This is a genomic window from Halovibrio variabilis (genome assembly GCF_007991175.1).
Lineage (GTDB): Bacteria > Pseudomonadota > Gammaproteobacteria > Pseudomonadales > Halomonadaceae > Vreelandella > Vreelandella variabilis.
In genome coordinates this window covers 231,631-257,363 of sequence record NZ_BJXV01000002.1, presented here as the reverse complement: position 1 = coordinate 257,363, position 25,733 = coordinate 231,631, and the positions used below count along the sequence as shown (strand labels likewise).

Below are 25,733 nucleotides of genomic sequence, written 5' to 3'. Positions count from 1 at the left end.
TTATTGGCGCAACTGGCGACTACGAAAACGCGCATAGCCCATACAGCCGGTAAATAGCGCAAGCGAGATACTCGCCTCAAGCAGACCGCGAATACCTTGCCCAGGCAGGGTTACCAACATCACGCCTTGCGTAAAATAGAGCAGGCTGACAAACGCTAGCCAAGCGTGACCGCGAGCGCGTTTGCCTATAATCGAGGGTAAAAACAGTACCAGCGGGAGCACAAAGGCCACCACAGGGCGCCAGCTAAAGTCTTCTCCCTGCACCAAAAAGCCACGATATATAACCAGCAGCAGCAAGATAACATAGCTGGTTAATACCAGTTGTCGGCTCCTTAGCGTAAGCGTATCAAGCCCGTGGCGCTCTTCGACATCCTCCAGCCACTGTCTCATACCGCCTCCTGACGCATGGCATGGAGCGCCAAAGCGAGTCGAGCAATTCGTTTGCCTTGGGCAAGGCATAGGGTGCGTTCGTGATCATCGACTGGGCGGTCACTGCGCGGGCCTGCCAGATGACTAACGCCGTAGGGGGTGCCACCGCTACGTGTTTCCAGTAGCGTGGTTTCATTGTAGGGAACGCCAGCATAGACCATGCCATGGTGCAGCAAAGGGACCAGCATCGTCAGCAGGGTGCTTTCCTGGCCGCCGTGGAGGCTCGCAGTGGAAGTGAACGCACAGGCTGGCTTGTCGATCAACGCCCCGTTCATCCATAAGCTACTGGTAGAATCGAGGAAATACTTCAGCGGTGCCGCCATGTTGCCAAACCGTGTAGGACTGCCCAGCGCTAGCGCAGCACAGTGGCGCAGGTCGTCTAAGTCAGCGTAAACCGCCCCCTCCGCAGGAATTTCTGGTTCAACCGCTTCACAGGTGGTGGAAACCGGCGCTACTGTGCGTAAGCGCGCTTGAATGCCTGGCACGCTTTCTACCCCAGCGACAATTTGTTGAGCCATGGCGGCGGTAGCGCCTGAGCGCGAATAATAGAGGATCAAAACGTAAGGGGTCATATCACTCATAGTGTTTCCTGAACGGGGAGCTATCAAAAGCGGCTTGGGCAAATGACTGAGGCTAATACAGCCAGCACAAGCATGGTTAACATTAGCCCCTATGGTACCAGAGCTATCGGCAACTCTGTGTATGGGAAGAGCGTACTTTGTGCTTCCGGCAGGCGCACGTAAACCCAGGCGGTTGTGCCGTCGTTGAGCGTCTTTTTAACTCGCTCATAGCGGATGCCCAGGCGTTCGTAGCGGTCAAGGCGGGCAAGCTCGTCGGCATCTACTCGTAATCTTAGGCCCTCTACATGACTATTTGGCTGGGGTGATAAGTCGAGCCCATTGCGCTGGTAACCTTCCAACACGGCTGCTTCCGGCTCGCCCAGACTGCCCATAACGACCAGACGTACCGGTGCATAGCGCAGCGTGCCATAGACAAAGACATGATGGATACGCTGTTCGATAGCGGGGAGATTATCAGGCCGGTCATAAAACCACGGGCTTAGCATGGTTAACCAAAGCCACCCGGCTAGGCTGAGTAGCCCCACACCGGTTAAAATAAAAAGACGTTTTAGCCAAACCGTTTTAATCAAACCAGGGCGCCTCGCAATGAACGGTAAAAAGTGAACGGTAAAAAGAGGAGGAGAACGAGTGATCGCTTAGCTTGGCGCGCCTGACAGTTGATGACAAGCTCAATGTTATCGACTTATTTAATAGGCTTAAGCAAACTGCCTGGGTTTGCTAGGATGAGATGACACCTTGCCGGAGGAGCCTGCAATGAATCAGCCACTTCGTGATAATAGTGATTTCCGCGCTTTAGTGGGCGATGTAAAGCCACTACCGCCGAGTAACCGCGCAGACCCTTCCGCTCACCGTAAAAAGCCCTCTGAAGCCCAGCTGGCCCGGCGTGATTGGGCAGAAGAAGAGATGGGAGCGCGCAACTTTCTCTCCGACGACTTTGTCGATCTGCTGCCGCCTTTCGACCCCATGGAGTATCGCCACGAAGGTATTCAGCAAGGCGTCGTCGATAAATTAAAGCACGGTGGCTATAGCGTTCAGGCGCAGCTTCACCTGCTGCGGCGCCCCCTGAGTGAGTGCCGCCGCATGCTATTCCCGTTTATTCAGGAAGCCTACGCCCACGATTTACGCTCGGTGCTGATTGTTCATGGTCGTGGGCGTGAAATCGATAGTCCCGCCAACGTATTACGCTCTTACCTTGCCAAGTGGCTCAGCCAGTTTGAGGAAGTGCAGGCGTATGTCTCCGCTCAGCCATCAGAAGGGGGGCTAGGCGCCACCTGGGTAATGCTACGCAAAAGCGATCGGGCCAAAGCCAACAACCGCGAACGTCAACAGAAGCGGCGGGGGTAATGTCTTTATTAAATAATCCAAAAGGGCAGCCGAAGCTGCCCTTAGTGTTGCTGGCCTACCATTCTGCGCTAGTTTTTAGCGGCCTGGTTTTCAGCGACCTGGTTTTTAGCGATTTAGTTTTTAGCGATTTAGTTTTTAGCGGCTAAGCGGCGTTCAAACAGCGCTTGGCGCTCTTCCACATCAGGCTGGTAGCGAACGCTGATAAAACTGAGCGCGCGCAAGGCATCTTCAGGATGCTGGTCATCGCGCAGCGCCATAGCGGTAAAACCACAGCGGCGCATGTAGTCCAGTTGATCGACCAGTACATCGCCTACCGCGCGCACTTCACCTGTATAGCCGTAGCGCTCGCGCAGCAGGCGGGCGATAGTATAGCCACGACCATCGGTGAAGGCGGGGAAATCAATGGCGATAGCTGGCGATTGACTGACTTCAGCGGCTAGCTCGGCGCTAAGCGACGTATCGCTGGTCAATAGCGGCGCCAGTTCAACGTCATCCTGATTGGCTTGCCACAGCGCCAGCGGTACGAACGCCGGGCGCTGCTCAGGTAGGGTGTCGGCGTCATAAGAAACACACCAGGCGTTCTCTGTCGCTAGCTCGCCGTTGGCAATCAGATGGTCAACATGCACCGGCGTCTGTTCAGTCGCTTCAGTTTGCGTTTCATTATCTTTACTAGGCATAGACACGCTCCTTAAAGGGTTTTAGGCCAATACGGCGGTAAGTGTCCAAGAAGCGCTCATCTTCATGGCGCTGGGCGACGTAGACTTCCAAGACTTTTTCGACGACATCCGGCACGTCAGAGCGGAAAAAGGACGGGCCGAGAATTTTACCCAGTGACGCATCATCGGTGGAATTACCGCCAATCGAGATCTGGTAGAACTCTTGCCCTTTTTTATCGACGCCTAAGATGCCGATGTGACCAACGTGGTGATGCCCACAGGCATTCATGCAGCCGGAAATATTCAGATCCAGCGGGCCAAGATCATACAAGAAGTCTAAATCTTCAAAACGCTCCTGCAGCGCCTGGGCGATGGGAATCGACACCGCATTGGCCAAGCTGCAGTAGTCGCCGCCAGGGCAGCAAATAATATCGTTGAGCGTGCCAACCGTGGGGTTGGCCATGCCTAGCGCTTCGAGGTCTTTCCATAGCGCCTCAAGTTCGTCTACCGGCACGTCAGAGAGCACCAGGTTCTGCTCGTGAGTAACGCGCACTTCACCAAAGCTATAGCGATCCGCCAAATCAGCCACGGCTTCCATCTGGTCCGCCGTCACATCGCCAGGGGCGTGTTCGCGACGTTTCAGCGACAGCGTCACGGCTTTATAACCGGGCACCTTGTGATCGGTGACGTTGTTAGTCACAAAGCGCGCAAAGCTGCGGTTTTCTCCGCGCAGGCGGTCAAAGTCTTCTGTTGCAGACGCAGCCACTGGGCGGCGGTCCGGCTCGGGGAAGTGGCCCTTGGCCGCATCGACCGCTGCCTGGTTAAGCGTTTGCGGGCCGTCTTTGAGGTGCGCCCATTCTTCATCAACCCGGCGGCGGAATTCGTCAATGCCCAGCGCTTTTACCAAAATCTTGATCCGCGCTTTGAACTTGTTATCCCGCCGCCCAAACTGGTTATAGACCCGAACACAGGCTTCCAGGTAGGTAAGCAGATGCTGCCATGGCAGATCTTCGCGCACCACGTCGCCAATCATCGGCGTGCGGCCCAGGCCGCCACCGGCCAACACTTTAACGCGCAGCTCACCGTCGGCGTTATGCCAAAAACGCAGGCCAATATCGTGCACCTGAATCGCCGCACGGTCTTGGGCCGCACCACTGACCGCAATCTTGAACTTGCGCGGTAAATAGGCGAATTCAGGGTGCATGGTAGACCACTGGCGGATTAATTCGCACCAGGGGCGTGGGTCTTCCACCTCGTCATTGGCAATACCGGCAAACTGGTCGCTGGTCGTGTTGCGAATGCAGTTGCCGCTGGTTTGAATGGCGTGCATCTGTACTTCGGCCAGGTCGGCCAAAATATCCGGCACGTCTTCCAGGGCTGGCCAGTTCAACTGCAGATTCTGCCGGGTGGTAAAGTGGCCGTAGCCGCGGTCGTAGCGGCGCGTGATCTCAGCCAAGGCACGTAGTTGATTGCCCGCCAGCATGCCGTAGGGAATCGCAATACGCAGCATGGGCGCATGGCGTTGAATATAGAGGCCGTTTTGCAACCGCAGGGGGCGGAATTCTTCCTCTCCCAAACGCCCGGCGCGGTAGCGTTCCATTTGGTCACGGAACTGAGCGACACGCTCATCAACCAAGGTTTGGTCGTGAATATCATAACGGTACATGGGGCACGATCCTGCTAAAAGCGAAATGGTCACGTTGAGACGGACGTTAATATAGCGATACCTTAACGCGCGCGTCATATTCTACAAAAGAATATATAATTATCTTTTTATCTCTAAAAGCTATTTAGAACCTATTTTACAGCCTAAAACGGCTGATTAAAAACTGCCGGCAGCCTGTCGGGCGACTAGCCAACGGCGGCGCTGCCATACCCATAAAAAACCGCTTGAGTTGATTAAGCGGTAAAGCAGCTGCATTAGCCAGATACCCAGCAAGCCGTGTTCCAAGCCAATCCCCACCCACCAGGCCAGGGGCAAAAAAAGCAGCCACTGCGTGCCTAGGGTTAATGCCATCACCGTGCGCTGCGCGCCAGCGCCCATCAGGGCCTGAGCCAGCACCAACGCTGCTGCATCAAGCACAATCATCGCGCCGGTTAGCTGCAGCGGAAGTTTACCCAGCGCCACTAGCTTACTATGGGTGAAAAACAGGGCGAGTATCTGCTCGGGCATTATCAGCATGGGTAGCGCTAATACAAGCAGCAGTAGCCAAGCCACCCGCAGGGCATCCATGCCCCAGCGGTGGGCTTCCTGCTCAGCATCCCGGCCTAACGCTTCGCCCACTAGGCTCATGGCAGCAACGCCGACGCCCACCCCAGGTAATATTAGCAGCAGGGATAAATTGATCAGTACATGGCCAACCGCCACGCTCGCTGTTCCCAGCTGGCTTAATAGCCAGAATAGTACCGCGTAGCCCGATGCAAATAAAAACTGCTGAATCGAGTGCGGGGCAGCGAGCGCCAAGGTAGTGCGCAGCGCTGCTAGTTGTGGCAGCCGTGTCAACAGATGCTGAATAGAAAGGCTTTTCATGCTCACCCAGCACCACACAACCAGCCCGATCAACAGTGACAGCATTGTGCCAGCGCCTGCTCCACTGGCGCCCATTGTCGGCAGACCCGCAAGGCCATAGATCAACCCGGTGCTGAGCAACACATTGAGCAGGTGAACAGCGATAATAATGCGCAAATAGAGATGGGTCTGCTGACGCCCGTTCCAGTAACCACGCAAGCATAGCGTGAGCGCAATGGCCGTCAGTGACACCACCCGCCAACGAAAATAGTCAACGGCCACGCCTTGAACGTCATCGGTTTGGGTAATCAAACCAATCAGCAGCGGCGCTTGCCACCATGCCCAGAGCGATAGCGGCAGGGCAACCAGAAGACCGATAAACAGCCCTGCCTGCAACGCTTGAGCGCTATCTTCGCAAGCCCCGACGCGCTGGGCCGTTTGCGCCTGCACGCTGGAGGAGAGCCCAAATACTAACGCGGTGAGCATAAACATGGCGTAACCGCCGACACCCACGCCCGCCAGTGCTACCTCGCCTAGATGCCCCACCAGTGCGGCGTCGACCAGATTGAGCATGCTCTGCGACAGCATGCCCAGCATGATGGGTAAGGCTAAGCGCATCACCTTGCCATGGCGACCGGTGACAAACAGCATCAATCAGCTCGGGTCGTAGGACAGCACCGGTGCCAGCCAGCGTTCCATTTCCTCAAGCGGCATCTGCTTGCGCTCGGCAATGACCTCGACTTGGTCGCGGGTAATTTTTCCCGTCGAAAAGTACTTTGACTGCGGATGGGCAAAATACCAGCCGGAAACCGCCGCAGCGGGCCACATGGCGAAGTTTTCGGTCAGCGCCAGGCCGGTGTTTTCGGTGGCATCAAGCAACCGAAACAGCGTGGCTTTTTCAGTATGATCTGGGCAGGCCGGGTAGCCGGGGGCCGGGCGAATGCCCTGGTATTTTTCTGCAATTAACGACTCGTTGTCCAAGGTTTCTTCCGGCACATAGCCCCAGAACTCTTTGCGCACCCGTTCGTGCATGCGCTCGGCAAAGGCTTCCGCAAGGCGATCCGTCAACGCCTGCACCATAATCGCATTGTAGTCGTCACCCGCTTCCTGGTACGCCTTAGAGAGCTGATCGACACCGTGGCCGGTGGTCACCGCGAAGCCGCCAATCCAATCGGCTTTGCCGCTGTCTTTGGGGGCAATAAAGTCAGCTAGGCTGTAGCAGATGCCATCGCGGCCTTTCGTGGTCTGTTGACGGATATGGTGAAGACGCTCAACCACTTCGCTGCGCGACTCGTCGGCGTAGACTTCAATTACGTCGTCATCGACGGTATTGGCGGGCCACATGCCGATAACGCCGCGGGCCTGAACGCGCTTCTCTTCAACCAGCTTCTTCAGCATTACCTGGGCGTCTTCAAACAGGCTGCGAGCGGCCTCGCCAACCACCTTATCGTCAAGAATTTTGGGGTACTTGCCGGCTAACTGCCAGCTCATAAAGAACGGCGTCCAGTCGATGCGCTCGATCAGCTCTTCAAGCTCGTAATCATCGAAGGTTTTCAGCCCCAGCATCGTGGGTTCGGCGGGGGTATGGCTGCTCCAGTCGGTACGGAAGCGCCGCTTACGCGCCTGGGTGTAGTCCAGGTCCGCCGCTTTGGGACGGCGCTTGGCATTACGCTCGCGCACCTTTTCATACTCTTCGCGAATCTCAACGACATAGGGTGTTTTTAAAGCAGGCGTGAGCAGTTTGCCCGCCACGCCCACGGCGCGGGAGGCGTCGGTGACGTAAATCACCGGATGCTCATACTGGGGTTCGATTTTGACCGCGGTATGCGCTTTCGAGGTGGTCGCACCGCCAATCAGCAGCGGTAGATCCATGCCGCGGCGCTGCATTTCTTTGGCTACGTGCACCATCTCATCCAACGACGGGGTGATCAGCCCGGAAAGACCGATAATGTCGGCATTGTGATCTTTGGCGGCCTGCAAAATTTTATCCGCGGCGACCATCACACCAAGATCGATCACTTCGTAGTTATTACACTGCAAGACCACGCCAACGATATTTTTACCGATGTCGTGCACGTCGCCTTTGACCGTGGCCATGACGATCTTGCCCTTGGCCTTGGTTTCTTCGCTCTTCTCGGCTTCGATATAGGGGATCAAGTAGGCCACCGCCTGCTTCATTACCCGCGCCGATTTGACCACCTGGGGCAGGAACATCTTGCCGTCGCCGAATAGATCGCCAACCACGTTCATGCCGTCCATTAGCGGGCCTTCGATGACCTCAATGGGGCGCTCTGCCTCGGCGCGGGCCTGTTCGGTGTCATCTTCGATATGCACCGTAATGCCTTTCACCAGCGCATGTTGAATACGCTTGTTGACCGGCCAGCTGCGCCATTCCAGATCTTCTTTTTTGACCGCGCCGCTGCCGTCGCCCTTATATTTATCGGCAATATCCAGCAGCCGCTCGGTGCCGTCGCTGCGCCGATTGAGCACTACGTCTTCAACTGCTTCGCGCAGCTCGGCGGGCAGGTCGTCGTATACGGCGAGCTGGCCCGCGTTGACGATACCCATGGAGAGACCCGCACGAATGGCGTGGTACAGGAACGCCGAGTGAATCGCTTCGCGTACCGGGTTGTTGCCGCGGAACGAGAACGAGACGTTAGACACGCCGCCGGAAATCATCGCATGGGGCAGGTTGTTGCGAATCCACTGGGTCGCTTCGATAAAATCGACCGCGTAGTTGTTGTGCTCCTCAATACCGGTGGCGATGGCAAAGATATTCGGGTCAAAAATGATGTCTTCGGCGGGGAAGCCAATTTCATCGACCAGCAACCGATAGGCACGCTGGCAGATTTCGGTTTTGCGGGTAAAGGTATCGGCCTGACCATCTTCATCAAAGGCCATTACCACAATAGCAGCGCCAAAGCGGCGACACTTGGTCGCTTGCTCGCGGAAGGCGTCTTCGCCTTCTTTAAGCGAGATGGAATTCACCACCGCTTTGCCCTGTACGCACTTGAGGCCGGCTTCGATGATTTCCCACTTGGAGGAGTCGATCATAATCGGCACCCGGGCGATATCCGGCTCGCCGGCGATCAAGTTAAGGAAGCGCTCCATGGCCTCCTTGGACTCGAGCATGCCCTCGTCCATATTGATGTCGATGATCTGGGCGCCGTTCTCTACCTGTTCCAGAGCGACTTCTAACGCGGTGGTGAAATCTTCCTCTACGATCAGCCGCTTAAAGCGTGCCGAGCCGGTCACATTGGTGCGCTCGCCGACGTTGACGAACAGCGAGTCGGCTTGAATATTAAACGGTTCAAGCCCGGATAGCCGGCAGGCGTGGCTGCGCTGGGGAATCACCCGCGGCGCCATATCGCGAACAGAATCGGCAATGGCGCGAATATGCTCGGGCGTTGAGCCACAGCAGCCGCCGATAATGTTAACCAGGCCGCTGGCGGCAAACTCGCTGACGATCTCCGACATCTCTTCCGGCGTTTGGTCATACTCACCAAACTCGTTGGGTAGACCCGCATTGGGGTGGGCGGAGACAAAAGTATCGGCCTTGGTAGCGAGCTCTTCCACGTAAGGGCGTAGCTCTTCGGCACCCAGTGCGCAGTTTAAGCCGACTGACAACGGCTGAGCGTGGCGCACCGAGTTCCAGAAGGCTTCGGTGGTTTGGCCTGAGAGGGTACGCCCCGACGCATCGGTAATGGTGCCGGAGATCATCACCGGCAGGCGCTCGCCGCGGGCATCGAACAGCTCTTCCAGGGCGTAGATTGCCGCCTTGGCATTGAGCGTGTCGAAGATCGTTTCGATCATGATCATATCGGCGCCGCCCGCGATAAGCGCTTCGGCGGCTTCGTAGTAATTCTCGCGCAGCTCGTCAAAGGTGACGTTGCGTTTGGCGGGATCATTGACATCCGGCGATAGCGACGCGGTGCGTGACGTTGGGCCTAACACACCGGCGACGTAGCGGGGCACGCCGGTTTCGGCGGCCACTGCATCACACACCTCACGCGCTAGGCGTGCGGCCTCGCGGTTGAGTTCCACCACCAGCGGTTCCATACCGTAATCAGACTGTGACAGCTGGGTGCTATTAAAGGTGTTGGTCTCAATGATGTCTGCGCCCGCTTCCAGGTAGTCGCGGTGAATACGCGAAACCACATCGGGGCAGGTCAGTGCGAGCAGATCATTATTGCCTTTAAGATCCGAGGGCCAGTCGCTAAACCGCTCACCACGAAAGTCCTCCTCGCTCAACTGGGCGTTCTGCAGCATGGTGCCCATGCCGCCGTCCAGAATCAGGATGCGTTCGGCAAGGCGTTGGGTGAGGGTTGCGATCAAAGCACTATCAGCCATGGCAGGGGGAGTTCTCCAGCGTCACAGTCGTCAAAGGGGATGTTGTTATCGTCGGGAAAAGCAGCATCTGTCGTTTAGTGGCGCGTAATGATAGCAAAAGGGAGCACAAAAGGCGCCCTTTGAGGCTGCTATGGATGGCATTCGAAAAGCTAATGAACCACGCAAGTCAGTCACAGAGCTTAAATCAATCAAAATAGCCGCTCATGAAATAGTTTACTAAAATAGTCGGGATTGTGTCAGCGCGCGGTTTTGCATACCATAGACACAAACGACATGTGAAGTGGCGCCGCCACTACCACGGGAGGAAGACAGCCCTCATGACTATGACTAGCGAAGTAGACGTACAAGCCGATACCCAAGAAGGTATCGATATTACCGACAGTGCCCAGACGTATCTTGCCGAATTGCTTGAAAAGCAAAACGTCGAAGGTATTGCGGTACGCATTTTTATTACCCAGCCGGGCACGCCCTACGCAGAGACCTGCTTGGCTTACTGTCGCCCTGGTGAGGAAGAGCCCACCGACGTGCTGTTGGGTCTCGAGAAAATCAATGTCTATCTCGACAAAAACAGCCTGGCCTTTATGGAAGAGGCGGTGGTGGATTTCAACGCTGACCGCATGGGCGGCCAGCTCACCATCAAAGCGCCCAACGCCAAGATGCCCAAGGTTAATGCCGACAGCCCGCTGGAAGACCGCGTTAATTACGTGCTTTACAGCGAGATCAACCCGGGGCTGGCGGCTCATGGCGGCGAAATCAAGCTGGTTGAGCTGACTGAAGAGCAGTTTGCCGTTCTGGCCTTTGGCGGTGGTTGCCAGGGCTGCGCGGCGGTTGATTTAACCCTGAAAGACGGCGTTGAAAAGACCTTAATGGAACGTATTCCAGAGCTTGCCGGTATTCGTGATGTGACCGATCACACTGATACGACCAACGCTTATTATCGCTAAGCTGATACGGCCGTAAAGCCATAAAAGCTTAACCAAGCCGGATTCGAAGTGGCCACCTCAACTGAGGTGGCCATTTTTTTGCTAGCCGTTAAGTTAATCATTGTGAGGCGGTTCTTTATGGGCCAGCGAGGCGGGCAGCTCGGTTAACTGTTGCTGGAGCGCTTCCATGCGGCTCCAGAGTTTTTCCTGCCATGCTTGCTGCAGCTCTTTTGCTTGCTCTGCGTGCTGCTGGGCTTGGCGCTCTAGCGCTGACTGCGCCTCGGTTAAGCGTTGGCTGAGCGTCTGGCTGTTTTCTTGCAGAGTCGCAATTTGCTGCAGTTGCTCGCTGAGCTGCTGTTCGCGCTCGCCTGCTTCCAGCTGTCGCTCATGCAAGGCCTGCTGCTTGGCTTTAAGCTCTTGGCTTAATGACTCAATACGCTGCTCCCCTTGCTGCAGGCGCTTTTGGTAGGCCTTTTCTTCCTGGGCGCGGGTTTGCTGTGCGGTATCCAGCAGTGCCATCAGTCGTCCCTCGGCTGCTTCATGGCGCTGCTCTTCTTGCGATAGACGCTGCTCCCAGGCGGCTTGCTGTTGGTTAAGCGCCGCCGCATGGGCGTGATCGCGCTCCTCAGCCTGAGACACTAACCGCCGCTGCGCCTCTTGCAGCTGACTAACCTCTTTGCCTGCTTCTTCAGCCTGCTGTTGCCAGTGGCTTTCGCCTGTTTGGCTGGCGGCTAATTCACGATTCAACGTCTCCATACGCTGCTCAATATGCCGCAGGTGCTCGGCGAGGGCGCTTTCGCGCTGCTCGGCGTTGGCTGCCTGCTGCTTAGCCGCCTCGGTAACCTGCTGGGCGGCTTCAATCTGACGATTAGCTTCTTCGCGATAGTGGAGCAGCGCCTGGTTGGCAACGTCCTGTGCTTCACGCCACAGGTCGCTGGCCATCGTTACTACCACTTCCGGCACCCCTTTGGGCGGTGGCACGTCGCGGTTTTGCTCGCGCTCACTTCGCCACTGGCGAAAGTGATCACTAATCGTTGTAAAACTCCCGGTACCCAATACATCGCGAATGCGCTGCACGCTGGGAGTGTCACCGCGGGTTAGCAGGGTGTCGATGGCGTGTTGCACATCGCTGTACTGAATGCCGTTGCGGGCCATGCTGTCGTCCTTTACTGGCTTGCTCTATGGGCGTGGATTGTCTGATTCAGACCGTTATTGTCGCGATTTGCAGGTCAAAAATCAATAATTACGTAATATGTAATACGTAAAATTATTTATGATTATGGGTATAAATTCAAGATTACCCGTCTTATCTTGAATTTATGCGCTTACACCGGCACACTAACGTAAGAGGGTATAAAAAGGCCTTAAAGCGAGTAGGAGTGGGCATGGCGAACGATGTAACCACCCCCACTGGGCAGCTAGTGACGCTAAACGAGTTGCCCAGTGGTGTCCGTATTAACGCCAAAAGCGATGCCCAGGCAGTGGCGGCATGGCTTGACGAGTACGCGGATAGCCCGCAAACCTGGAAAGCCTACCGCCGCGAGGCGGAGCGGCTACTGCTCTGGCTGGCCAGCCAGGGGCTCACGCTGGGCGATATCAATCGCGAAACCTTGCGTCAATTTGAGGCTTTTCTTGCCGACCCGCAGCCCCGCGAGCGGTGGGTAGGCCCCTCAAAACCCCGCGCGCACCCGGCGTGGCGACCTTTTCGCGGTGTGCTATCGCCCGCTAGCCGTCGCCAAAGCCTGGTGATTCTGCAGGGCTTGTTTAGCTGGCTGGTTGAGGCCGGCTGGGTGAGCCACAACCCGTTTCGCCTGATGCGCGACAAATCGCGACGCTTGAATAACCAGACGTCACGCATTGAACGCTACCTGGAAAGCGATCTCTGGGCGTGGCTATGGGGATGGCTGAATCAGCCGATACCAACCGGGGAGGGCGGCCGTGCCCATTTTGAGCAGGCCCGGCGGCGCTTTATCTTTGGATTTGCGTATTTATTGGCACCCCGGATTAGCGAGATGGCTGACGCCCAGATGGGCGACTTTCAGCGCAGCGAAGGCCGCTGGTGGTGGTCCGTGGTCGGCAAGGGAAGCAAGGTGGCGCGAATTCCGCTACCAGACGATATGCTCGACTGCCTAGCTCAATGGCGCCAAGCGCTGGGCCTGCCTGAGCAGCCAAGCCCGCTGGAGAGTGAAGCGCCGGTACTGCGCGCCTTGGATGGACGGCGCGGCCTGGGCCATAACCAGCTTTACCGGCTTATTCGAGCAACGTTTCAGCAGGCGGCTCAGGCGCTTGAAGATGCGGGAGGGGTGCCTGAGCAGGTGACCGCATTACGTCAGGCAACCCCGCACTGGCTGCGGCATACGTCGATTACCCACCAGGCCCAATCGGGCATTAGTTTGCGCCATCTGGCCGAGAGTGCTCGCCACGCGCGCCTGGATACCACCTCGCGCTACCTGCATAACGAAGACATTGAGTGGCATCACGAGCAGCAACGCCACCGTTTAAACCAATCACACCACAATTCACCCTCTGACGACTCCCTCAAGCCGCCACCGAAACGTTATAATGGGTCAGGTTTATAATATAAAAGGACACACTATGAGCACTTCCGGCGCCGAGCACGCTCAGCAAGAGCTGATCGAAGATTTCGAGATATTCGACAACTGGATGGATCGCTACCAGTACATTATCGATATGGGCAAGCAGCTCCCAGACTTCCCCGACACGTGGAAAACCGAAGAATTTAAAATTCAGGGCTGCCAGTCGAACGTCTGGATGCGTCACGAAGAGGAGGGTGACAAGCTGGTGTTTAAAGCGACCTCTGATGCCGCTATTGTGTCAGGGCTTATCGCGCTATTGCTGCGTATCTACAGTGAACGCAGTGCGGCTGAAATTCGCGCTACCGAGCCCCACTTTTTGGCGGATTTAGGCTTGGATAAGCACCTTTCGCCCACCCGCAGCAACGGCCTTCACGCTATGCTGGAAAGAATTTACCAGGTGGCCCAGCAAAATAACCGCCCCGCAGATTGAATCTAATCTGAATGACGTTCACAGCAGGAAGGGGAGGACACCTCTTCGTCCTCCCGGCAGAGCTGCTCGCTGCGGCCACCGGGTACCGGGTCCATGCCGCCGGGATTACCCGGATGACACTTAACGATTCGCTTGATGGCCATCCAGCCGCCTTTTATCGGTCCATGCACCTGAATCGCCTCGATGGTGTAAGACGAACAGCTGGGCCAGAAGCGGCAACGCGGGCCTAACAGCGGGCTGAGCGTGTACTGGTAGACGTATACGCAGCCAATCAACACTGTCATTGCTACCCAGCGCGGGCCTGAGTAGAGTGCTGAACGCACGCGAGCAAGCGAGCGATTCATGGCTAGTTTGAGGGTTTTTTAGCGTAGAGCTCGTCGGGGTCGATCAACGGCTCACTGGTAATCGCCGCATGCTCATCGCCAACGGCAATATAGAAACAGCTGCGCCGCCCGGTGTGGCAAGCGGGACCTGTTTGCTCGACTTGCAATAGGAGCGTATCGCCATCGCAGTCAAGGGCCGCCGAGATTAGCTGCTGTTGCTGCCCCGATGACTCGCCTTTGCGCCACAGTTTTCCCCGCGAGCGTGAATAGTAGCAAACGCGATGGGTGGTTAATGTTTCTTCCAGCGCCTGACGGTTCATCCACGCCATCATCAATACTTCTTTTGAGTCATGCTGCTGGGCAATGGCAGGAATCAAGCCATCGGCATTAAAGCGCACTGCCGCGAGCAGGGCAGTCACTGTGGGGAGACTATCGTCAGGGGTGGCGCGCTCCAGCTGCTTAAACAGGGCATCGGGGGCGACTTGGTCAAAACGGGACATACAATTTACTCGCTAACTGTTCGACAATCCTGGCAGAGCCCTTGTAGCTCGATGGTTTGACGCTCAACGTTAAACCCTCGGCGTTTGGCCAGTGCGGCTAACTGCTCACTGATTTCGTCTAAATGCAGCTCTTCGACGTAGCCGCAGTGGCGGCAGATGAGCAATTGAAAGCCGTGGGCATGTTCGGGGCAAGCACACGCTACGTAGGCGTTCAGCGATTCAATCCGGTGTACCAGCCCTTGATCAATCAAAAACTCCAGCGCCCGATAAATAGTCGGTGGCCGCGCCGCGGCGTGTTCAGTGGAAAGTTTATCCAGCAGATCATAGGCTTTTAGCCCGCCGCCATTTTCGGCAATCATTTCCAATACGCGCCGACGAATGGGGGTAAACCTAACCCCGCGGAGGTGGCACTGCGATTCCGCCTGTTGAACTAGTGTATTTGTTTGGGTCATGGGCAACTCGTTAAACGTGATTAGCCTCAGTAGTCTACGCGCTGACGGGGGAGGCGTCAGGAGTTTCTACCAGTTCACTCTGACGCGCAAAATGGTGCTGGGCAAAGGCCACACGCTGCTTTGCTGGCACGCCATCCGGCTGGCGTTCAATCAGGTCAAGGCGGCGGCGCAAACCTTCGCCATTGGTCATTTGAATGGCGAGACCGGGGCGCGCATTAAGCTCGAGCAGCATTGGGCCATGCTGACGGTCGAGCACCATATCAGTGCCCAGATAGCCTAACCCCGTCATTTCATAACAGCCCGCCGCCAAGTTAAGCAGCGTCTCCCACTGCGGCACGACCAAGCTTGCCAAATCATGCCCGGTATCCGGATGGCTGAAGCAGGGGCGGTCAAATTGAACCGCGCGTAGGGCGGCACCGGTGGCGATATTCAAGCCAACGCCCACTGCGCCCTGGTGCAGATTCGCCTTGCCGTCGGAGGCAGCGGTAGAGAGACGCATCATGGCCATCACGGGGTAACCCTTGAAGACAATCACCCGGATATCGGGAACGCCTTCGTAGGTGTAGTCCATCAGGCTTTCGTCAAAATTAATCAGCGTTTCAATCACGGCAACATCGGGTGAACCACCCAGCGAGTATAGCCCCGACAGAATATTGGAAACGTGACGCTCAACGTCGGTGATCGACAGCTGTAAACCGCTGGGTTTGATAAAAGCATTGTCGACTACCTTGTCAACCACCAAAATACCCTTGCCGCCGCTGCCCTTGGCGGGCTTGATGACAAAGCCATTGTGCCCGATAAGCATTGCACCAATGTGCTTGACGCCAAACTGTGTGGTCACGGTGCCGATCAGCTCGGGTGTGGTAATCCCATACTGCTGGGCCAGCAATTTGGTTTTAAGCTTGTCATCCACCAGAGGATAAAGGCGGCGCTTGTTATAGCGGCCAATGTAGCGAATATTGCGCCGATTCATGCCAATAATGCCTTTATCACGCAGTCGGCTGGGCCAGGTCCAATTTTTCAACCAACTCATGAAGGTTTCTCGTCGTCAGTGATTGGCTTAAAACGGCGCAGCTCAAGCAGGCGATAACCAGTGTAGTTGCCCAGTAGCAGGATAAACGCCATCAAAATCAGCTGAACCCCCAGGAAGTTAAAGGTGATATGACGCACCCAGGGGTTATTCATCGCCAAGTAGGCCAAAACAGCGGTAATCAAGCTGCCGCCGCCTTGGATCAATACCTGTTTGGGACCTTCCTCTTCCCATAGGATAGACATCCGCTCAATCGTCCAGGCAAGGATAATCATCGGGAAGAAGGTGATCGTTAACCCAGCGCTTAGCCCCATGCGGTAGGCCAAGACGGTGAACAGCGCGATAATGGCGATCACCGTAATAATGACCGCCGACACCCGGGCCACTAACAGCAAGTTCAAGTAAGAGAGATAGTTACGGATAATCAGGCCCACGGCGACGATAAGCAGAAAGCCAATCAAGCCGGTTGGCAGGGTGGTTTGAATAAAGGCGAGGGCGATCAACACCGGCATAAAGGTACCCGAGGTTTTGATGCCGACCAGCACGCGTAACAACACCACCATCAAGGCGCCAATGGGAATCAGCAGAATCGTCTGGAACAGCGCTTGCTCCTCCAAGGGCAGGCTGTGAATGGAGAAATTCAGCAGCGTGTCTTCAGAGTAATGGTTGCGCACCGCCGCCGAGGCTGGCTGATTATGGGTCATCATGGAGAAAGTCACTCGAGAATTGGTGCCCCCCTGAACTTCCAACACAGCACGGCCGCCGGTCTCCCAAAGCAGGAGGTTGTCCGGCTTGCCTTGCTCGCCCGTCAACGGGTTGAAAATTGACCACTCTTCACCGGATTCATCAAATACCTGAATCCAGCTGCTCAGCGTTTGGCGACGACGCCCGTCTTCCAGCAGCAGCCCGCTGACTTCACGCGCCAAAACGCCCGCCTGGTTTAAAAGACGCACTACCAATGGCGACGGATCTTCTTGCGATAGCAGCAAGCGGGCATTTTCAGACTGACGCTCGCCGTTAATGTCGCGAATCAACTCGCGGGCGAAGGTAACGTTACTGGCACTGCGCGCCCAGGCTTGTTCGATTAGTTGACTTGCCGCCGTATCATAAGGGCTTTCCCAAGGCGTGGTAACGGGCGTCTCGGGAGGGGCTTGTACCGGCGTGCGGGCATCTTGTGATACCAGCATTTGCACCGAGTAATACAGCTGTTGACTACCGGTTGCCTCGCGAATCGTCCATTGTGCCGTGCGGCCTAATTCATCGGATTGATAGGCCAGTCCATAGCCGGAGGAGGCCGTGTTCTCGGTTAATACGCGAAAGCCAGCCTGATGGGAAGGCAGCGCCATGTCGACTTGAACAGGCCCGCCCTGGGCAACAAAGTTGATGCCGGCTTCAATTTCCCAAACTTGGCGCTGTTCGCCGGGTAACCAGGGGATTTCGAATTGCACATGGCGGTGTACGCTGGTGGCAATACCCACCACCAATAACAGGCCGACAATAATATAAAACATTAACCGTGACATGGAGATTCCTTTCTGCGTCAGGGCAATTATATGACCTGAATGATGCGCATCTTATGCGGCCTCTATCCTGAGGGGAGAGCCGCTACTCTTCGCTATCGTTTTGATCAGCGGCTTCGTCTTCATCCGCCTGGTCAGCTGGCTCGCCGCCGGGAAATTCGGGGCGGTCATGCAAATAGGTATCTGCCACATCAATCAACGCGATATCCAGCAAGAAGCGCCTACCGAGCAACACTGGGTAATCTAGATGGGAGCGGTCGTTGAGCGTAAATTCGACATTCCCGCGTATAGGGCCTAGCGTCATTAATAGGGATATGACCGGGCGCGATTCCTCACCCGAGGCCTGCAGAATGCGTACGCGGCGCACGATAGGTGCTTCAATCCATTCACCGCGAACCGCCTCAACAGCCACGTCGTCTTCATTAAGGGCTAGCTTGAAACGCACCCAGTTTTCGCCGTCTCGCTCGAAACGCGTGATCTCCGCCGCAGACAGCGACGAGGTACTAGCGCCGGAATCGACACGTGCTTGAAGGTAGGTGCCGATGCTTGGCAGGCCAACCCATTCGCTGCGCCCTAATAGCGTTTTATTCGTCAGCGTTTCATCCACTTGACACTCTTCGCGGATAATAACCGGCTCTTCACCTCGCGCTTCGAGCTGCTGCACATCCTGACGTAGGTTGCGCAACAGGCTGCCGACTTCGCGTACGTCAGCGGTTAATAACTGCTGTTGGTCGAGTTGGCGAGCCTCCCATTCAGAATGAGTGGCACATTGCTGGCTCAACTGGCTTTCTAATTCAAGGATGCGCGAATTGAAGGATGCTTCACTTAACGGCGGGGGAAGATTAGATTCCGGCTGGGTTGCTGCGCAGCCAGCGATCGAAAGCGACAAGCCAGCTATTAGCCACAAAACACCTGGGCGCATAAAGAGCGATATCCTTGGACAATAAGTGAGAGGATGATAAGGAGAAGCAAGACTAGTGTCCAACGCCATCACTGTATTTCGAGTTCTCATTCTAAGATATTTAACATAATATATATTACGCGAACCCAGATGATCCGTAGTCGTCACGTTGTCTTAGCTACTCGATGCTGAAACGGTTAAACTATAGCTGTACAAACATCAATTTCAATATAGGTAATGCGCCATGATGACATCCCTGCGGTACGGCTTGTTCAGCCTACTTCTCCTGTTAGTTGGCTGTACCAGCGTTGATATAGAGGACTACGCTAACGATGAACCTCGTCTGGATATCGCTGAGTACTTTACCGGCACCTCTCGAGCTTGGGGCATGGTGCAGGATTACTCAGGCGAGGTACAGCGTCGGTTCACGGTGGATATCCAAGGACGCTATGAAAACGACACGTTAACCCTCGATGAGTCATTTGTATTTTCAGACGGCGAAACCGACCGGCGGGTTTGGACCTTTGAGCGTGTCGACGAGCACCGTTGGATTGGCACCGCCAGCGATGTCGAAGGTCAAGTGGACGCACGTCAATACGGCCATGCTTTTCACATGCGTTATCCGCTAGAGATCGACATTGACGGCCGTATGATCTCATTTACCATGGATGACTGGATGTACCTCCAGCCGGACGGCCGCTTGATAAACCGCACCGCCATGCGCAAATTCGGCCTCACACTCGGCGAAATCACCCTCGTATTCGACAATAATGAGTAGATCGTCGTTGCGTTAGCTGCTCGTCAATCACCCACTAAAAAGCAGCCCGCTTTTCAGCAAGGCTGCTTTTGGGTTAAAGCAACACGCGATTAGTCTTCCGATATAGCGTAGGAGCCGTCTTCCTGGTGGACTTCGTTACCGGTAATGGGCGGCGTAAAGACACACGCTAAATGCATGGTTTTGTGGGCACGCAGCAAATGCTCATCATGTTGGTCCAGAATATAGATATCGCCTGGCTTAATCGGCCAAATTTTACCGTCGGCAAGTGTTTCCACCTCACCCTCGCCCTCGATGCAATAAACAGACTCGTAATGATGCTTGTAGTGAATATGCGTCTCGGTGCCTTCAAAGATACGGGTGATATGAAAGGAGAAGTTGCCGCCGTCGCTTGCGAGCACCAGGCGTGTACTGTCCCAATTGCCACTTTCAGCCGCCACCAAGCGTTCGGACTGGCGTGCTTCTTCGATATTACGAACGATCATAGGAATACTCCATTGTTCAACGGCTGGCGAACACCAGCCGCTATAATCCTAACTGAAGACACAGTGTTAAAGGTATAAGGTATTATGCTTAGCGTAACGCTAAATTACTCGTTTACAACTGCTTTGACACACATCTCAAGAATATCGAGGCCTTCGAGCAGATCTTCATCACTAATGGTCAGCGGACATAGACACTTAACTACTTCACCATCCTGCCCACTGGTTTCAATGACCAAGCCCTGTGCGAATGCTTTGCTGGTGATTTTATCGGCAATATCACCCGAGACAACGTCAATGCCACGCATCAAGCCACGGCCGCTCTCAGTCGCTGGCATCCCATTTTCAGTTAACAGTGTAGCCAACTGCTGGAAACGCTCTTCAACGATACGCCCTTTACGCTGAACGTCACGTTCAAAGGTATCGTTGCTCCAGTATTTCTTTAGCGTAGCAGTAGCCGTTACCATGGCGAGGCTGAAGCCACGAAACGTACCGTTATATTGACCCGGCTTCCACTTATCGAGTTCCGGACGCATCAACACATGGGCGAACGGCAGCCCAAAACCAGACAGCGACTTCGAGTTGGTAATGATATCGGGCGTAATGCCAGCGTGTTCAAAGCTGAAAAACTTACCCGTGCGGCCGCAGCCTGCTTGAATATCATCGACAATCAACAGGATATCATGGGCGCGGCAGATGCTTTCCAGGCGCTTCAGCCAATCCAGACCGGCCACGTTGATACCGCCCTCGCCTTGCACCGTTTCAATGATAACGCCCGCGGGAACGTCAAGGCCGCCGGATTTGTCACCCAATAGCTTTTCAAAATAATCCAGGGTATCGGTATGTTCCCCCATATAGCCGTCATAGGGCAGGAAGCTTGCGCCTTGAGTGGGTATTCCCCCTGTCGCCTCGCGGAATTTGCGATTACCGGTTGTCGCCAGTGCACCCATGGTGACGCCGTGGAAACCGTTGGTGAAGGTCACGATGTTATGCCGGCCTTTGGCAACACGGGCCAAACGAATAGCGGCCTCTACCGCATTGGTGCCGGTTGGGCCAGGCAGGTGCACTTTGTAATCAAGCCCGCGTGGCTTAAAGATAACTTGTTCGAGTGTCTCTAAGTAATCCCGCTTAGCGTTGGTCCACATATCAAGGCCGTGAACGACACCGTCTGTTGCCAGGTAGTCGATCATGGCTTGTTTCATATGCGGGTTGTTATGCCCGTAGTTCAAGGTGCCCGCACCCGCGAGGAAATCAATGTACTCACGGCCGTTCTCATCGGTCAGGCGTGCATTTTGCGCCTTGGTAAACACCACCGGAAATGAGCGAGAATAAGTACGTACATTGGATTCCATGCGTTCGAGCGTCTGGATCTGCATTAGCAACCTCCTCTGTTGATCATTTTAATGGCCGACGCGCGTCGGCTTTTTACACAAACCTATCTCAAAAACGATCTCAACAACCTGTCTCAACAACCTGTCTCAAAAGCTATCCCACAAACCTATTGCTTAAAAAGCTATGTCTTGACAAGGTATTTCTTAATAAGTTATTGCTTAATTTTGTGGCGTAAAAGCTGTGACGGAAAAAACCAAGAACAGCATGAGTAGCAAAATGGCATGTCTAACGATGATATAAATAGCGTTATAAAAGCGGGTCGTTACAAAAAAACCGTTCGTTAGCAACACGCATTAGAGACGGTCTATTTGGAAAGGACCAATACGTACCAGATTTTCCGGATCATGTTCGCCGCCGAGCTGTTCGGTAGAGAAATATTCACGGCTGTTAAGCGGCGCATGCCAGCGGGCTGCTAGGCGACGAAACAAACCCCATGAGGCTAGATTGTCAGGCGTGATAGTGGTTTCCAAATGGTGCACTTCGTCTAACTCGGGGCGCGACATAATCGCCTCGACTAAGCGCCGTGCAAGCCCCGTTCCTCGGGCTTTTTCTCCCACGGCCACCTGCCATAAGAAGTAGGTATCGGGGGCGTTGTCTTTCACATAGCCCGACACAAACCCGACCACTTCGCCTTCTTCGTTAGTGGCTACCGCACAGGTATCACGAAACTGAGTGGCAAGTAACAAATAGGCGTAGGCGGAATTTACGTCCAGCGGTGGGCAGGATTTAATAAGTTCGTAGACACCCCAGCCATCTTCAGCATTGGGTTTACGAATAAAAAGCGGCATCTCTGCATGGCCTACCACGGCATCTGCGACAGTTGGCCTCGCAAGGTCTGCAGAGGGAGTAAAAGGTGTCGTCGGCGTACTCATAGTTATGCTTCGCTGTAGCGAATTTGAAAATCATTATAACAGCTGATTATGAGCAGTTCAAAAGTCATATTATTCTCCGCGCTAGTTTCCATAATTTATCGTTATGGATGAAGGGGGTACAGAGCGCCGTATCAATCTGATTGACGCCCGCATAGAGCTTGTAGACGAGCCCTTATAAACATAGCCCTTTTAGACATAGCCCTTTTAGAATAGCTAACAAAAATGGGCGCGCCAATTGGCGCGCCCCTATAAGCTGCTTTGCGGTTAGTTAAAAACGTGTGGGCGTACGCAGCGTCACGAATTCCTCCGCTCCCGTGGGGTGAATGCCCACGGTGCGATCAAAATCCTGCTTGGTAAGGCCAGCGCGAACCGCGATCGCTATCCCCTGCATGATTTCTCCCGCATCGTCACCGACCATATGGGCACCCACCACGACATCGGTTTCATCATCCACCACCAGCTTCATCAAGGTTCGCTCATGGCTACCTGAAAGGGTGTGCTTCATGGCACGAAAATCGGTGCAATACACTCGAATACGGGCGAATTTTTCCCGTGCCGCCTGTTCAGAAAGGCCCACAGTGCCGATATTAGGGTGACAAAAAACAGCCGTTGGGATCGTCGCGTAATCTAACGGCGGTGGCGTTGTATCGGTGAAGTGATAATCGACCAGTTGCATGGCCTCTGCTATCGCCAGCGGCGTTAATTCGGGTCCAGCGGTCAAGTCACCTAACGCAAGCACCGACGGCACCGCTGTTTCAAAGCGCTCGTTTACGGGGATTTTGCCCTGCTTGTCCAGCGAAAGCCCCAGCGTATCAAGCCCTAAGCTACGGATATTGGCTTTGCGTCCTGTGGCCGCCAGAACGACATCAACGTCAAGCACGTCTCCACTGGTGAGATAAACCTTGTAGGTATCTTGGCTGGCTTCAATGCGCTCAATGTTGGTGTTGAAGTGTAAATTAACGCCCTTTCGTTCCATTTCCGCGCGGGTAAACTCGCGCACCTGCTGATCAAAGCCTTTTAAAAACAGCTCGCCTCGGTAGATAAGGTGCGTTTCGCTGCCTAATCCATTAAAAATGCTCGAAAACTCCACCGCGATATAGCCACCGCCCAGCACCAAAAAACGTTTCGGGAAGGTGTCGAGATCAAAAATCTGATTTGAATCGAGTGCGTATTCGCTGCCGGGGAAATCGGGAACCCATGGCCATCCACCGGTAGCCAGCACAATTTTCTGAGCGGTGAGCGGTATATCGCCATGTTCACCGTTTAACATCACCGTGTGGCCATCGACCAAGCGCGCCCGGGCATTGAATAATGTGACGCCCGCGCCTTCAAGCATGCGTTGGTAAATACCGTTAAGGCGTTTTATTTCGCTGATTTTATTGTCACGCAGCGTCGCCCAATCAAAGCTTGCTGGGCCAGGCAGTTGCCAGCCAAAGCCGCCCGCATGGTCAAAGCTGTCACGGAAATGCGCGGCGTAAGAGTACAGTTTTTTGGGTACACAACCCACGTTGACACAGGTGCCGCCCAAGTAGCGATCTTCGGCAATCGCCACCCTGGCGCCGGTTGCTGCCGCCATCCGAGCGGTACGCACGCCACCTGAACCTGCACCAATCACGATCAGGTCATATTCGTATTCAGACACGTCTGCCATCATTGACTCCTGGCGTTAATATTCGGTCCACCCAGGTTGTTGACCTGGCTGTCAGGGAGGGTTAAAACCATTGGCGACTATTTTTGCTGTCGAGCGCTGCATACGCTGCTTGACGGCCAACATTACTGGAGACTCTATGTCCGACCCCATTGCGACGTTACTGGACAACAACCGTGCCTGGGCTGAACGCATGTGCGAAGAGGATCCTGACTACTTTAAGCGTCTCTCCAATCAACAAAATCCCGACTATTTATGGATTGGCTGTTCAGACAGCCGTGTGCCGGCTAACCAGATTATTGCACTTCCGCCCGGGGAGGTGTTTGTACATCGCAACGTGGCCAATTTACTCCACCATACCGATATGAACGCGCTCTCGGTGGTTCAATTTGCGGTGGATGTACTCGAAGTCAGTCATATCATGATTGTCGGCCATTATGGCTGCGGAGGTATTAAAACAGCCATGACCGGCGGCGAATGCGGTGTCGTCGATTATTGGCTGCATTCGGTGCGCGAACAATACAACAGCCACCGTGGCTCACTCGAGCATCTTCCTATGGAAGAGCAAATCGACCGTATGTGCGAACTCAATGTCAAAGCGCAGGTGAATAGTCTTTGCCGTACCAAGATTTTGCAGCGCGCTTGGCAGCGGGGCCAGAAAATCTCCGTACACGGCTGGGTCTACGGGTTAAACGATGGCCGTGTCAAAGACCTTAATTGCACCATTACCGGCTTGGAACAAGTGGAAACGCTTTACCGTATTGATCGGGTTCAAAAAGACGATTAGGTCGCTTCTTCACCGCGCCTGCCATGACGCTAATCGTAGCGGTAGGCGCGATGACAGCTCTTACAACTTGCCCCTACCTCGGCAAGAGCGCGTGCTGCCGCCCGGTAGTCCGCTTGATCGGTGGCCTCGATCAAGGTGTCCACCTTGACTTCAAGATCGTGAAAACCGGCAACGAAATCATCCCACTCTGCCCAGATATCAGCCCGTGCTTCAGAGCCACTGCCATGCGTTCCGGCGATAAAAGCGGGCAGTAAGTTGCCGGCACTCGCGCGCTCCCGCAGCTCGGCCAGCCGTGGTGCAGCCGCAGCGGCGTCTTGGTTGTTGACCAAGTCAAAGCGCAGCTGGCGAACCAGACTCTCAATATCCTTGAGCTCTTCGCGGCGCCATACCACTGCTTCACGCTCGCTGGTAAAAGCTGTGCCGTCGACGGACTGGGGCATCGCCACGGCTGCTTCGCCAGCCCACGCGCTCGGGCCACAAAGCGTGAGCAATAGCGCGCCAGTGAAGGCGGCGCTTTGAAAAGTCGCTTGGCGTTGCAATCGCCGCTGTAAATTACGCTGCATATTGGCATCCTGTGGATGGTTTAGCGCTTAAGCCCGGTTGGCTGTTTAACCAATCGGGCATGTGACACCAGTCCCTTTCAACCCGCAGTAGCCATTAGGGTTTTTATCCAGATACTGCTGATGATAGGCCTCGGCATAATAGAACGTATCCAGCGGTTTAATTTCCGTGGTGATACGTCCCTTTCCGGCTTTATCCAGCGCCTGCTGAAACGCTTCTGCGCTGCGTTGGGCCGCCTCATATTGGGCTTGGCTGGTGGTAAAAATGGCGGAACGGTACTGCGAGCCCATGTCGTTACCCTGACGATTGCCCTGGGTCGGGTCGTGCTGTTCCCAAAACACCTGTAGCAGTGTCTCAAGGTCGACCTGCTGGGGATCGTAAACAACCCGCACTACTTCGGTATGGCCGGTACGTCCCGTGCACGTCTCTTCATAAGTTGGGTTGGGGGTTTCACCACCGGCATAGCCAGCCGCCGTGACGTAAACGCCGGGCAATTGCCAAAACAGGCGCTCAACGCCCCAAAAACAGCCCATACCCAGTACGATTTCCTCGTGACCGCTCGGGAAAGGCGGGTGTAGAGAGTGGCCATTGATCGCATGCACTTCGCTGGTGCTGATAGGGGTTTCACGGCCAGGTAAAACGCGGTTAGCACTGTTAAATAGCGACATATC

26 protein-coding genes are annotated in these 25,733 nt (G+C 55.0%); 6 read left to right on the top strand and 20 right to left on the bottom strand.

Annotation, left to right across the window (positions count from 1 at the left end):
* The 3 genes from HVA01_RS03155 to HVA01_RS03145 form a co-directional block, all read right to left on the bottom strand.
* Positions 1-390, bottom strand: a complete 390-nt coding sequence (locus HVA01_RS03155; protein WP_146873077.1) for a DUF2069 domain-containing protein — start codon at positions 388-390, stop codon at positions 1-3.
* A complete protein-coding gene (gene wrbA / locus HVA01_RS03150) occupies positions 387-1,010 on the bottom strand; it encodes an NAD(P)H:quinone oxidoreductase (RefSeq protein WP_146873076.1) in 624 nt (207 codons plus the stop codon). The genes HVA01_RS03155 and wrbA overlap by 4 nt, the downstream gene beginning before the upstream one ends.
* An 89-nt stretch (positions 1,011-1,099) precedes the next feature.
* Positions 1,100-1,579: a gamma-glutamylcyclotransferase family protein gene (locus HVA01_RS03145; protein WP_246129414.1), complete on the bottom strand. Its 480-nt coding sequence runs from the start codon at positions 1,577-1,579 to the stop codon at positions 1,100-1,102.
* Between the two features lie 184 nt (positions 1,580-1,763).
* Here HVA01_RS03145 and smrA point away from each other — a divergent pair, with 184 nt between their 5' ends.
* Complete coding sequence (gene smrA / locus HVA01_RS03140; RefSeq protein WP_146873075.1) at positions 1,764-2,354, top strand: DNA endonuclease SmrA; 591 nt, start codon at positions 1,764-1,766, stop codon at positions 2,352-2,354.
* Between the two features lie 128 nt (positions 2,355-2,482).
* Here smrA and HVA01_RS03135 read toward each other — a convergent pair whose 3' ends face one another.
* From HVA01_RS03135 to metH, 4 genes are all read right to left on the bottom strand, one after another.
* Positions 2,483-3,031, bottom strand: coding sequence for a DUF934 domain-containing protein (locus HVA01_RS03135; RefSeq protein WP_146873074.1), 549 nt, complete (start codon positions 3,029-3,031; stop codon positions 2,483-2,485).
* Positions 3,024-4,676: a nitrite/sulfite reductase gene (locus HVA01_RS03130; RefSeq protein ID WP_146873073.1), complete on the bottom strand. Its 1,653-nt coding sequence runs from the start codon at positions 4,674-4,676 to the stop codon at positions 3,024-3,026. Before HVA01_RS03130 ends, HVA01_RS03135 begins: the two co-directional genes overlap by 8 nt.
* A 156-nt stretch (positions 4,677-4,832) precedes the next feature.
* Entirely contained in the window at positions 4,833-6,170 is a 1,338-nt protein-coding gene (locus HVA01_RS03125) for an MATE family efflux transporter (protein WP_146873072.1), read from the bottom strand.
* A 3-nt stretch (positions 6,171-6,173) separates the two neighbouring features.
* The gene (gene metH, locus HVA01_RS03120; RefSeq protein ID WP_146873071.1) at positions 6,174-9,869 is read right to left on the bottom strand and encodes a methionine synthase; all 3,696 of its coding nucleotides are present in this window, start codon (positions 9,867-9,869) and stop codon (positions 6,174-6,176) included.
* Positions 9,870-10,186: 317 nt separating this feature from the next.
* Between metH and nfuA the strand changes: the two genes are divergently transcribed.
* On the top strand, positions 10,187-10,813 hold the full coding sequence (nfuA, locus tag HVA01_RS03115; protein WP_146873070.1) for a Fe-S biogenesis protein NfuA: 627 nt from the start codon (positions 10,187-10,189) through the stop codon (positions 10,811-10,813).
* 93 nt (positions 10,814-10,906) lie between these two features.
* Here nfuA and HVA01_RS03110 read toward each other — a convergent pair whose 3' ends face one another.
* Entirely contained in the window at positions 10,907-11,947 is a 1,041-nt protein-coding gene (locus tag HVA01_RS03110) for a DNA-binding protein (protein ID WP_146873069.1), read from the bottom strand.
* A gap of 230 nt (positions 11,948-12,177) precedes the next feature.
* Between HVA01_RS03110 and HVA01_RS03105 the strand changes: the two genes are divergently transcribed.
* Complete coding sequence (locus tag HVA01_RS03105; RefSeq protein WP_146873068.1) at positions 12,178-13,371, top strand: tyrosine-type recombinase/integrase; 1,194 nt, start codon at positions 12,178-12,180, stop codon at positions 13,369-13,371.
* A gap of 16 nt (positions 13,372-13,387) precedes the next feature.
* A complete protein-coding gene (locus HVA01_RS03100) occupies positions 13,388-13,819 on the top strand; it encodes a SufE family protein (RefSeq protein WP_146873067.1) in 432 nt (143 codons plus the stop codon).
* 2 nt (positions 13,820-13,821) lie between these two features.
* On the opposite strand, the gene yidD is transcribed toward HVA01_RS03100, so the two are convergent.
* From yidD to HVA01_RS03070, 6 genes are all read right to left on the bottom strand, one after another.
* Complete coding sequence (yidD, locus tag HVA01_RS03095; RefSeq protein WP_246129432.1) at positions 13,822-14,103, bottom strand: membrane protein insertion efficiency factor YidD; 282 nt, start codon at positions 14,101-14,103, stop codon at positions 13,822-13,824.
* Between the two features lie 62 nt (positions 14,104-14,165).
* Positions 14,166-14,642: a phosphoribosyl-AMP cyclohydrolase gene (gene hisI / locus HVA01_RS03090; protein WP_146873065.1), complete on the bottom strand. Its 477-nt coding sequence runs from the start codon at positions 14,640-14,642 to the stop codon at positions 14,166-14,168.
* Positions 14,643-14,647: 5 nt separating this feature from the next.
* Positions 14,648-15,094: a transcriptional repressor gene (locus HVA01_RS03085; RefSeq protein WP_146873064.1), complete on the bottom strand. Its 447-nt coding sequence runs from the start codon at positions 15,092-15,094 to the stop codon at positions 14,648-14,650.
* Between the two features lie 34 nt (positions 15,095-15,128).
* The gene (locus tag HVA01_RS03080) at positions 15,129-16,127 is read right to left on the bottom strand and encodes an alpha-L-glutamate ligase-like protein (protein ID WP_146873063.1); all 999 of its coding nucleotides are present in this window, start codon (positions 16,125-16,127) and stop codon (positions 15,129-15,131) included.
* Positions 16,124-17,647, bottom strand: a complete 1,524-nt coding sequence (locus tag HVA01_RS03075) for an inactive transglutaminase family protein (RefSeq protein ID WP_146873062.1) — start codon at positions 17,645-17,647, stop codon at positions 16,124-16,126. The genes HVA01_RS03080 and HVA01_RS03075 overlap by 4 nt, the downstream gene beginning before the upstream one ends.
* Positions 17,648-17,729: 82 nt before the next feature.
* Complete coding sequence (locus tag HVA01_RS03070) at positions 17,730-18,566, bottom strand: ATP-dependent zinc protease family protein (RefSeq protein ID WP_146873061.1); 837 nt, start codon at positions 18,564-18,566, stop codon at positions 17,730-17,732.
* 223 nt (positions 18,567-18,789) lie between these two features.
* On the opposite strand from HVA01_RS03070, the gene HVA01_RS03065 reads away from it, so the two are divergent.
* On the top strand, positions 18,790-19,323 hold the full coding sequence (locus HVA01_RS03065) for a DUF3833 domain-containing protein (protein WP_146873060.1): 534 nt from the start codon (positions 18,790-18,792) through the stop codon (positions 19,321-19,323).
* A gap of 89 nt (positions 19,324-19,412) precedes the next feature.
* Here the strand turns inward: HVA01_RS03065 and HVA01_RS03060 are convergent, their stop codons facing one another.
* The 4 genes from HVA01_RS03060 to gorA form a co-directional block, all read right to left on the bottom strand.
* Entirely contained in the window at positions 19,413-19,805 is a 393-nt protein-coding gene (locus HVA01_RS03060) for an ectoine synthase (protein ID WP_146873059.1), read from the bottom strand.
* 104 nt (positions 19,806-19,909) lie between these two features.
* Positions 19,910-21,178, bottom strand: coding sequence for a diaminobutyrate--2-oxoglutarate transaminase (gene ectB / locus HVA01_RS03055; protein ID WP_146873058.1), 1,269 nt, complete (start codon positions 21,176-21,178; stop codon positions 19,910-19,912).
* A gap of 309 nt (positions 21,179-21,487) precedes the next feature.
* Positions 21,488-22,066 (bottom strand): diaminobutyrate acetyltransferase, encoded by a 579-nt coding sequence (gene ectA, locus HVA01_RS03050; protein WP_146873057.1) that lies wholly within the window; start codon positions 22,064-22,066, stop codon positions 21,488-21,490.
* 268 nt (positions 22,067-22,334) lie between these two features.
* Positions 22,335-23,717 (bottom strand): glutathione-disulfide reductase, encoded by a 1,383-nt coding sequence (gene gorA, locus HVA01_RS03045; RefSeq protein ID WP_146873056.1) that lies wholly within the window; start codon positions 23,715-23,717, stop codon positions 22,335-22,337.
* A 136-nt stretch (positions 23,718-23,853) separates the two neighbouring features.
* Between gorA and can the strand changes: the two genes are divergently transcribed.
* Positions 23,854-24,501, top strand: coding sequence for a carbonate dehydratase (gene can, locus HVA01_RS03040; RefSeq protein WP_146873055.1), 648 nt, complete (start codon positions 23,854-23,856; stop codon positions 24,499-24,501).
* Between the two features lie 29 nt (positions 24,502-24,530).
* Here the strand turns inward: can and HVA01_RS03035 are convergent, their stop codons facing one another.
* Both HVA01_RS03035 and msrA read right to left on the bottom strand, forming a co-directional pair.
* On the bottom strand, positions 24,531-25,064 hold the full coding sequence (locus tag HVA01_RS03035) for a cytochrome c (protein ID WP_146873054.1): 534 nt from the start codon (positions 25,062-25,064) through the stop codon (positions 24,531-24,533).
* Between the two features lie 45 nt (positions 25,065-25,109).
* Positions 25,110-25,730 (bottom strand): peptide-methionine (S)-S-oxide reductase MsrA, encoded by a 621-nt coding sequence (gene msrA / locus HVA01_RS03030; RefSeq protein WP_146873053.1) that lies wholly within the window; start codon positions 25,728-25,730, stop codon positions 25,110-25,112.
* Between the last annotated feature and the right edge of the window lie 3 nt (positions 25,731-25,733).

Excerpts from the sequence above, each read along its gene's own strand:
- ectB (WP_146873058.1), bottom strand. The coding sequence starts at position 21,178 with ATGCAGATCCAGACGCTCGAACGCATGGAATCCAATGTACGTACTTAT.
- ectA (WP_146873057.1), bottom strand. The coding sequence starts at position 22,066 with ATGAGTACGCCGACGACACCTTTTACTCCCTCTGCAGACCTTGCGAGG.
- HVA01_RS03110 (WP_146873069.1), bottom strand. The coding sequence starts at position 11,947 with ATGGCCCGCAACGGCATTCAGTACAGCGATGTGCAACACGCCATCGAC.
- HVA01_RS03080 (WP_146873063.1), bottom strand. The coding sequence starts at position 16,127 with ATGAGTTGGTTGAAAAATTGGACCTGGCCCAGCCGACTGCGTGATAAA.
- yidD (WP_246129432.1), bottom strand. The coding sequence starts at position 14,103 with ATGACAGTGTTGATTGGCTGCGTATACGTCTACCAGTACACGCTCAGC.
- HVA01_RS03100 (WP_146873067.1), top strand. The coding sequence starts at position 13,388 with ATGAGCACTTCCGGCGCCGAGCACGCTCAGCAAGAGCTGATCGAAGAT.
- HVA01_RS03105 (WP_146873068.1), top strand. The coding sequence starts at position 12,178 with ATGGCGAACGATGTAACCACCCCCACTGGGCAGCTAGTGACGCTAAAC.
- HVA01_RS03135 (WP_146873074.1), bottom strand. The coding sequence starts at position 3,031 with ATGCCTAGTAAAGATAATGAAACGCAAACTGAAGCGACTGAACAGACG.
- can (WP_146873055.1), top strand. The coding sequence starts at position 23,854 with ATGTCCGACCCCATTGCGACGTTACTGGACAACAACCGTGCCTGGGCT.
- HVA01_RS03130 (WP_146873073.1), bottom strand. The coding sequence starts at position 4,676 with ATGTACCGTTATGATATTCACGACCAAACCTTGGTTGATGAGCGTGTC.
- HVA01_RS03155 (WP_146873077.1), bottom strand. The coding sequence starts at position 390 with ATGAGACAGTGGCTGGAGGATGTCGAAGAGCGCCACGGGCTTGATACG.
- HVA01_RS03065 (WP_146873060.1), top strand. The coding sequence starts at position 18,790 with ATGATGACATCCCTGCGGTACGGCTTGTTCAGCCTACTTCTCCTGTTA.
- msrA (WP_146873053.1), bottom strand. The coding sequence starts at position 25,730 with ATGTCGCTATTTAACAGTGCTAACCGCGTTTTACCTGGCCGTGAAACC.
- HVA01_RS03085 (WP_146873064.1), bottom strand. The coding sequence starts at position 15,094 with ATGACCCAAACAAATACACTAGTTCAACAGGCGGAATCGCAGTGCCAC.
- wrbA (WP_146873076.1), bottom strand. The coding sequence starts at position 1,010 with ATGAGTGATATGACCCCTTACGTTTTGATCCTCTATTATTCGCGCTCA.
- HVA01_RS03060 (WP_146873059.1), bottom strand. The coding sequence starts at position 19,805 with ATGATCGTTCGTAATATCGAAGAAGCACGCCAGTCCGAACGCTTGGTG.
- smrA (WP_146873075.1), top strand. The coding sequence starts at position 1,764 with ATGAATCAGCCACTTCGTGATAATAGTGATTTCCGCGCTTTAGTGGGC.
- HVA01_RS03075 (WP_146873062.1), bottom strand. The coding sequence starts at position 17,647 with ATGTCACGGTTAATGTTTTATATTATTGTCGGCCTGTTATTGGTGGTG.
- nfuA (WP_146873070.1), top strand. The coding sequence starts at position 10,187 with ATGACTATGACTAGCGAAGTAGACGTACAAGCCGATACCCAAGAAGGT.
- HVA01_RS03125 (WP_146873072.1), bottom strand. The coding sequence starts at position 6,170 with ATGCTGTTTGTCACCGGTCGCCATGGCAAGGTGATGCGCTTAGCCTTA.
- gorA (WP_146873056.1), bottom strand. The coding sequence starts at position 23,717 with ATGGCAGACGTGTCTGAATACGAATATGACCTGATCGTGATTGGTGCA.
- hisI (WP_146873065.1), bottom strand. The coding sequence starts at position 14,642 with ATGTCCCGTTTTGACCAAGTCGCCCCCGATGCCCTGTTTAAGCAGCTG.
- metH (WP_146873071.1), bottom strand. The coding sequence starts at position 9,869 with ATGGCTGATAGTGCTTTGATCGCAACCCTCACCCAACGCCTTGCCGAA.
- HVA01_RS03070 (WP_146873061.1), bottom strand. The coding sequence starts at position 18,566 with ATGCGCCCAGGTGTTTTGTGGCTAATAGCTGGCTTGTCGCTTTCGATC.
- HVA01_RS03035 (WP_146873054.1), bottom strand. The coding sequence starts at position 25,064 with ATGCAGCGTAATTTACAGCGGCGATTGCAACGCCAAGCGACTTTTCAA.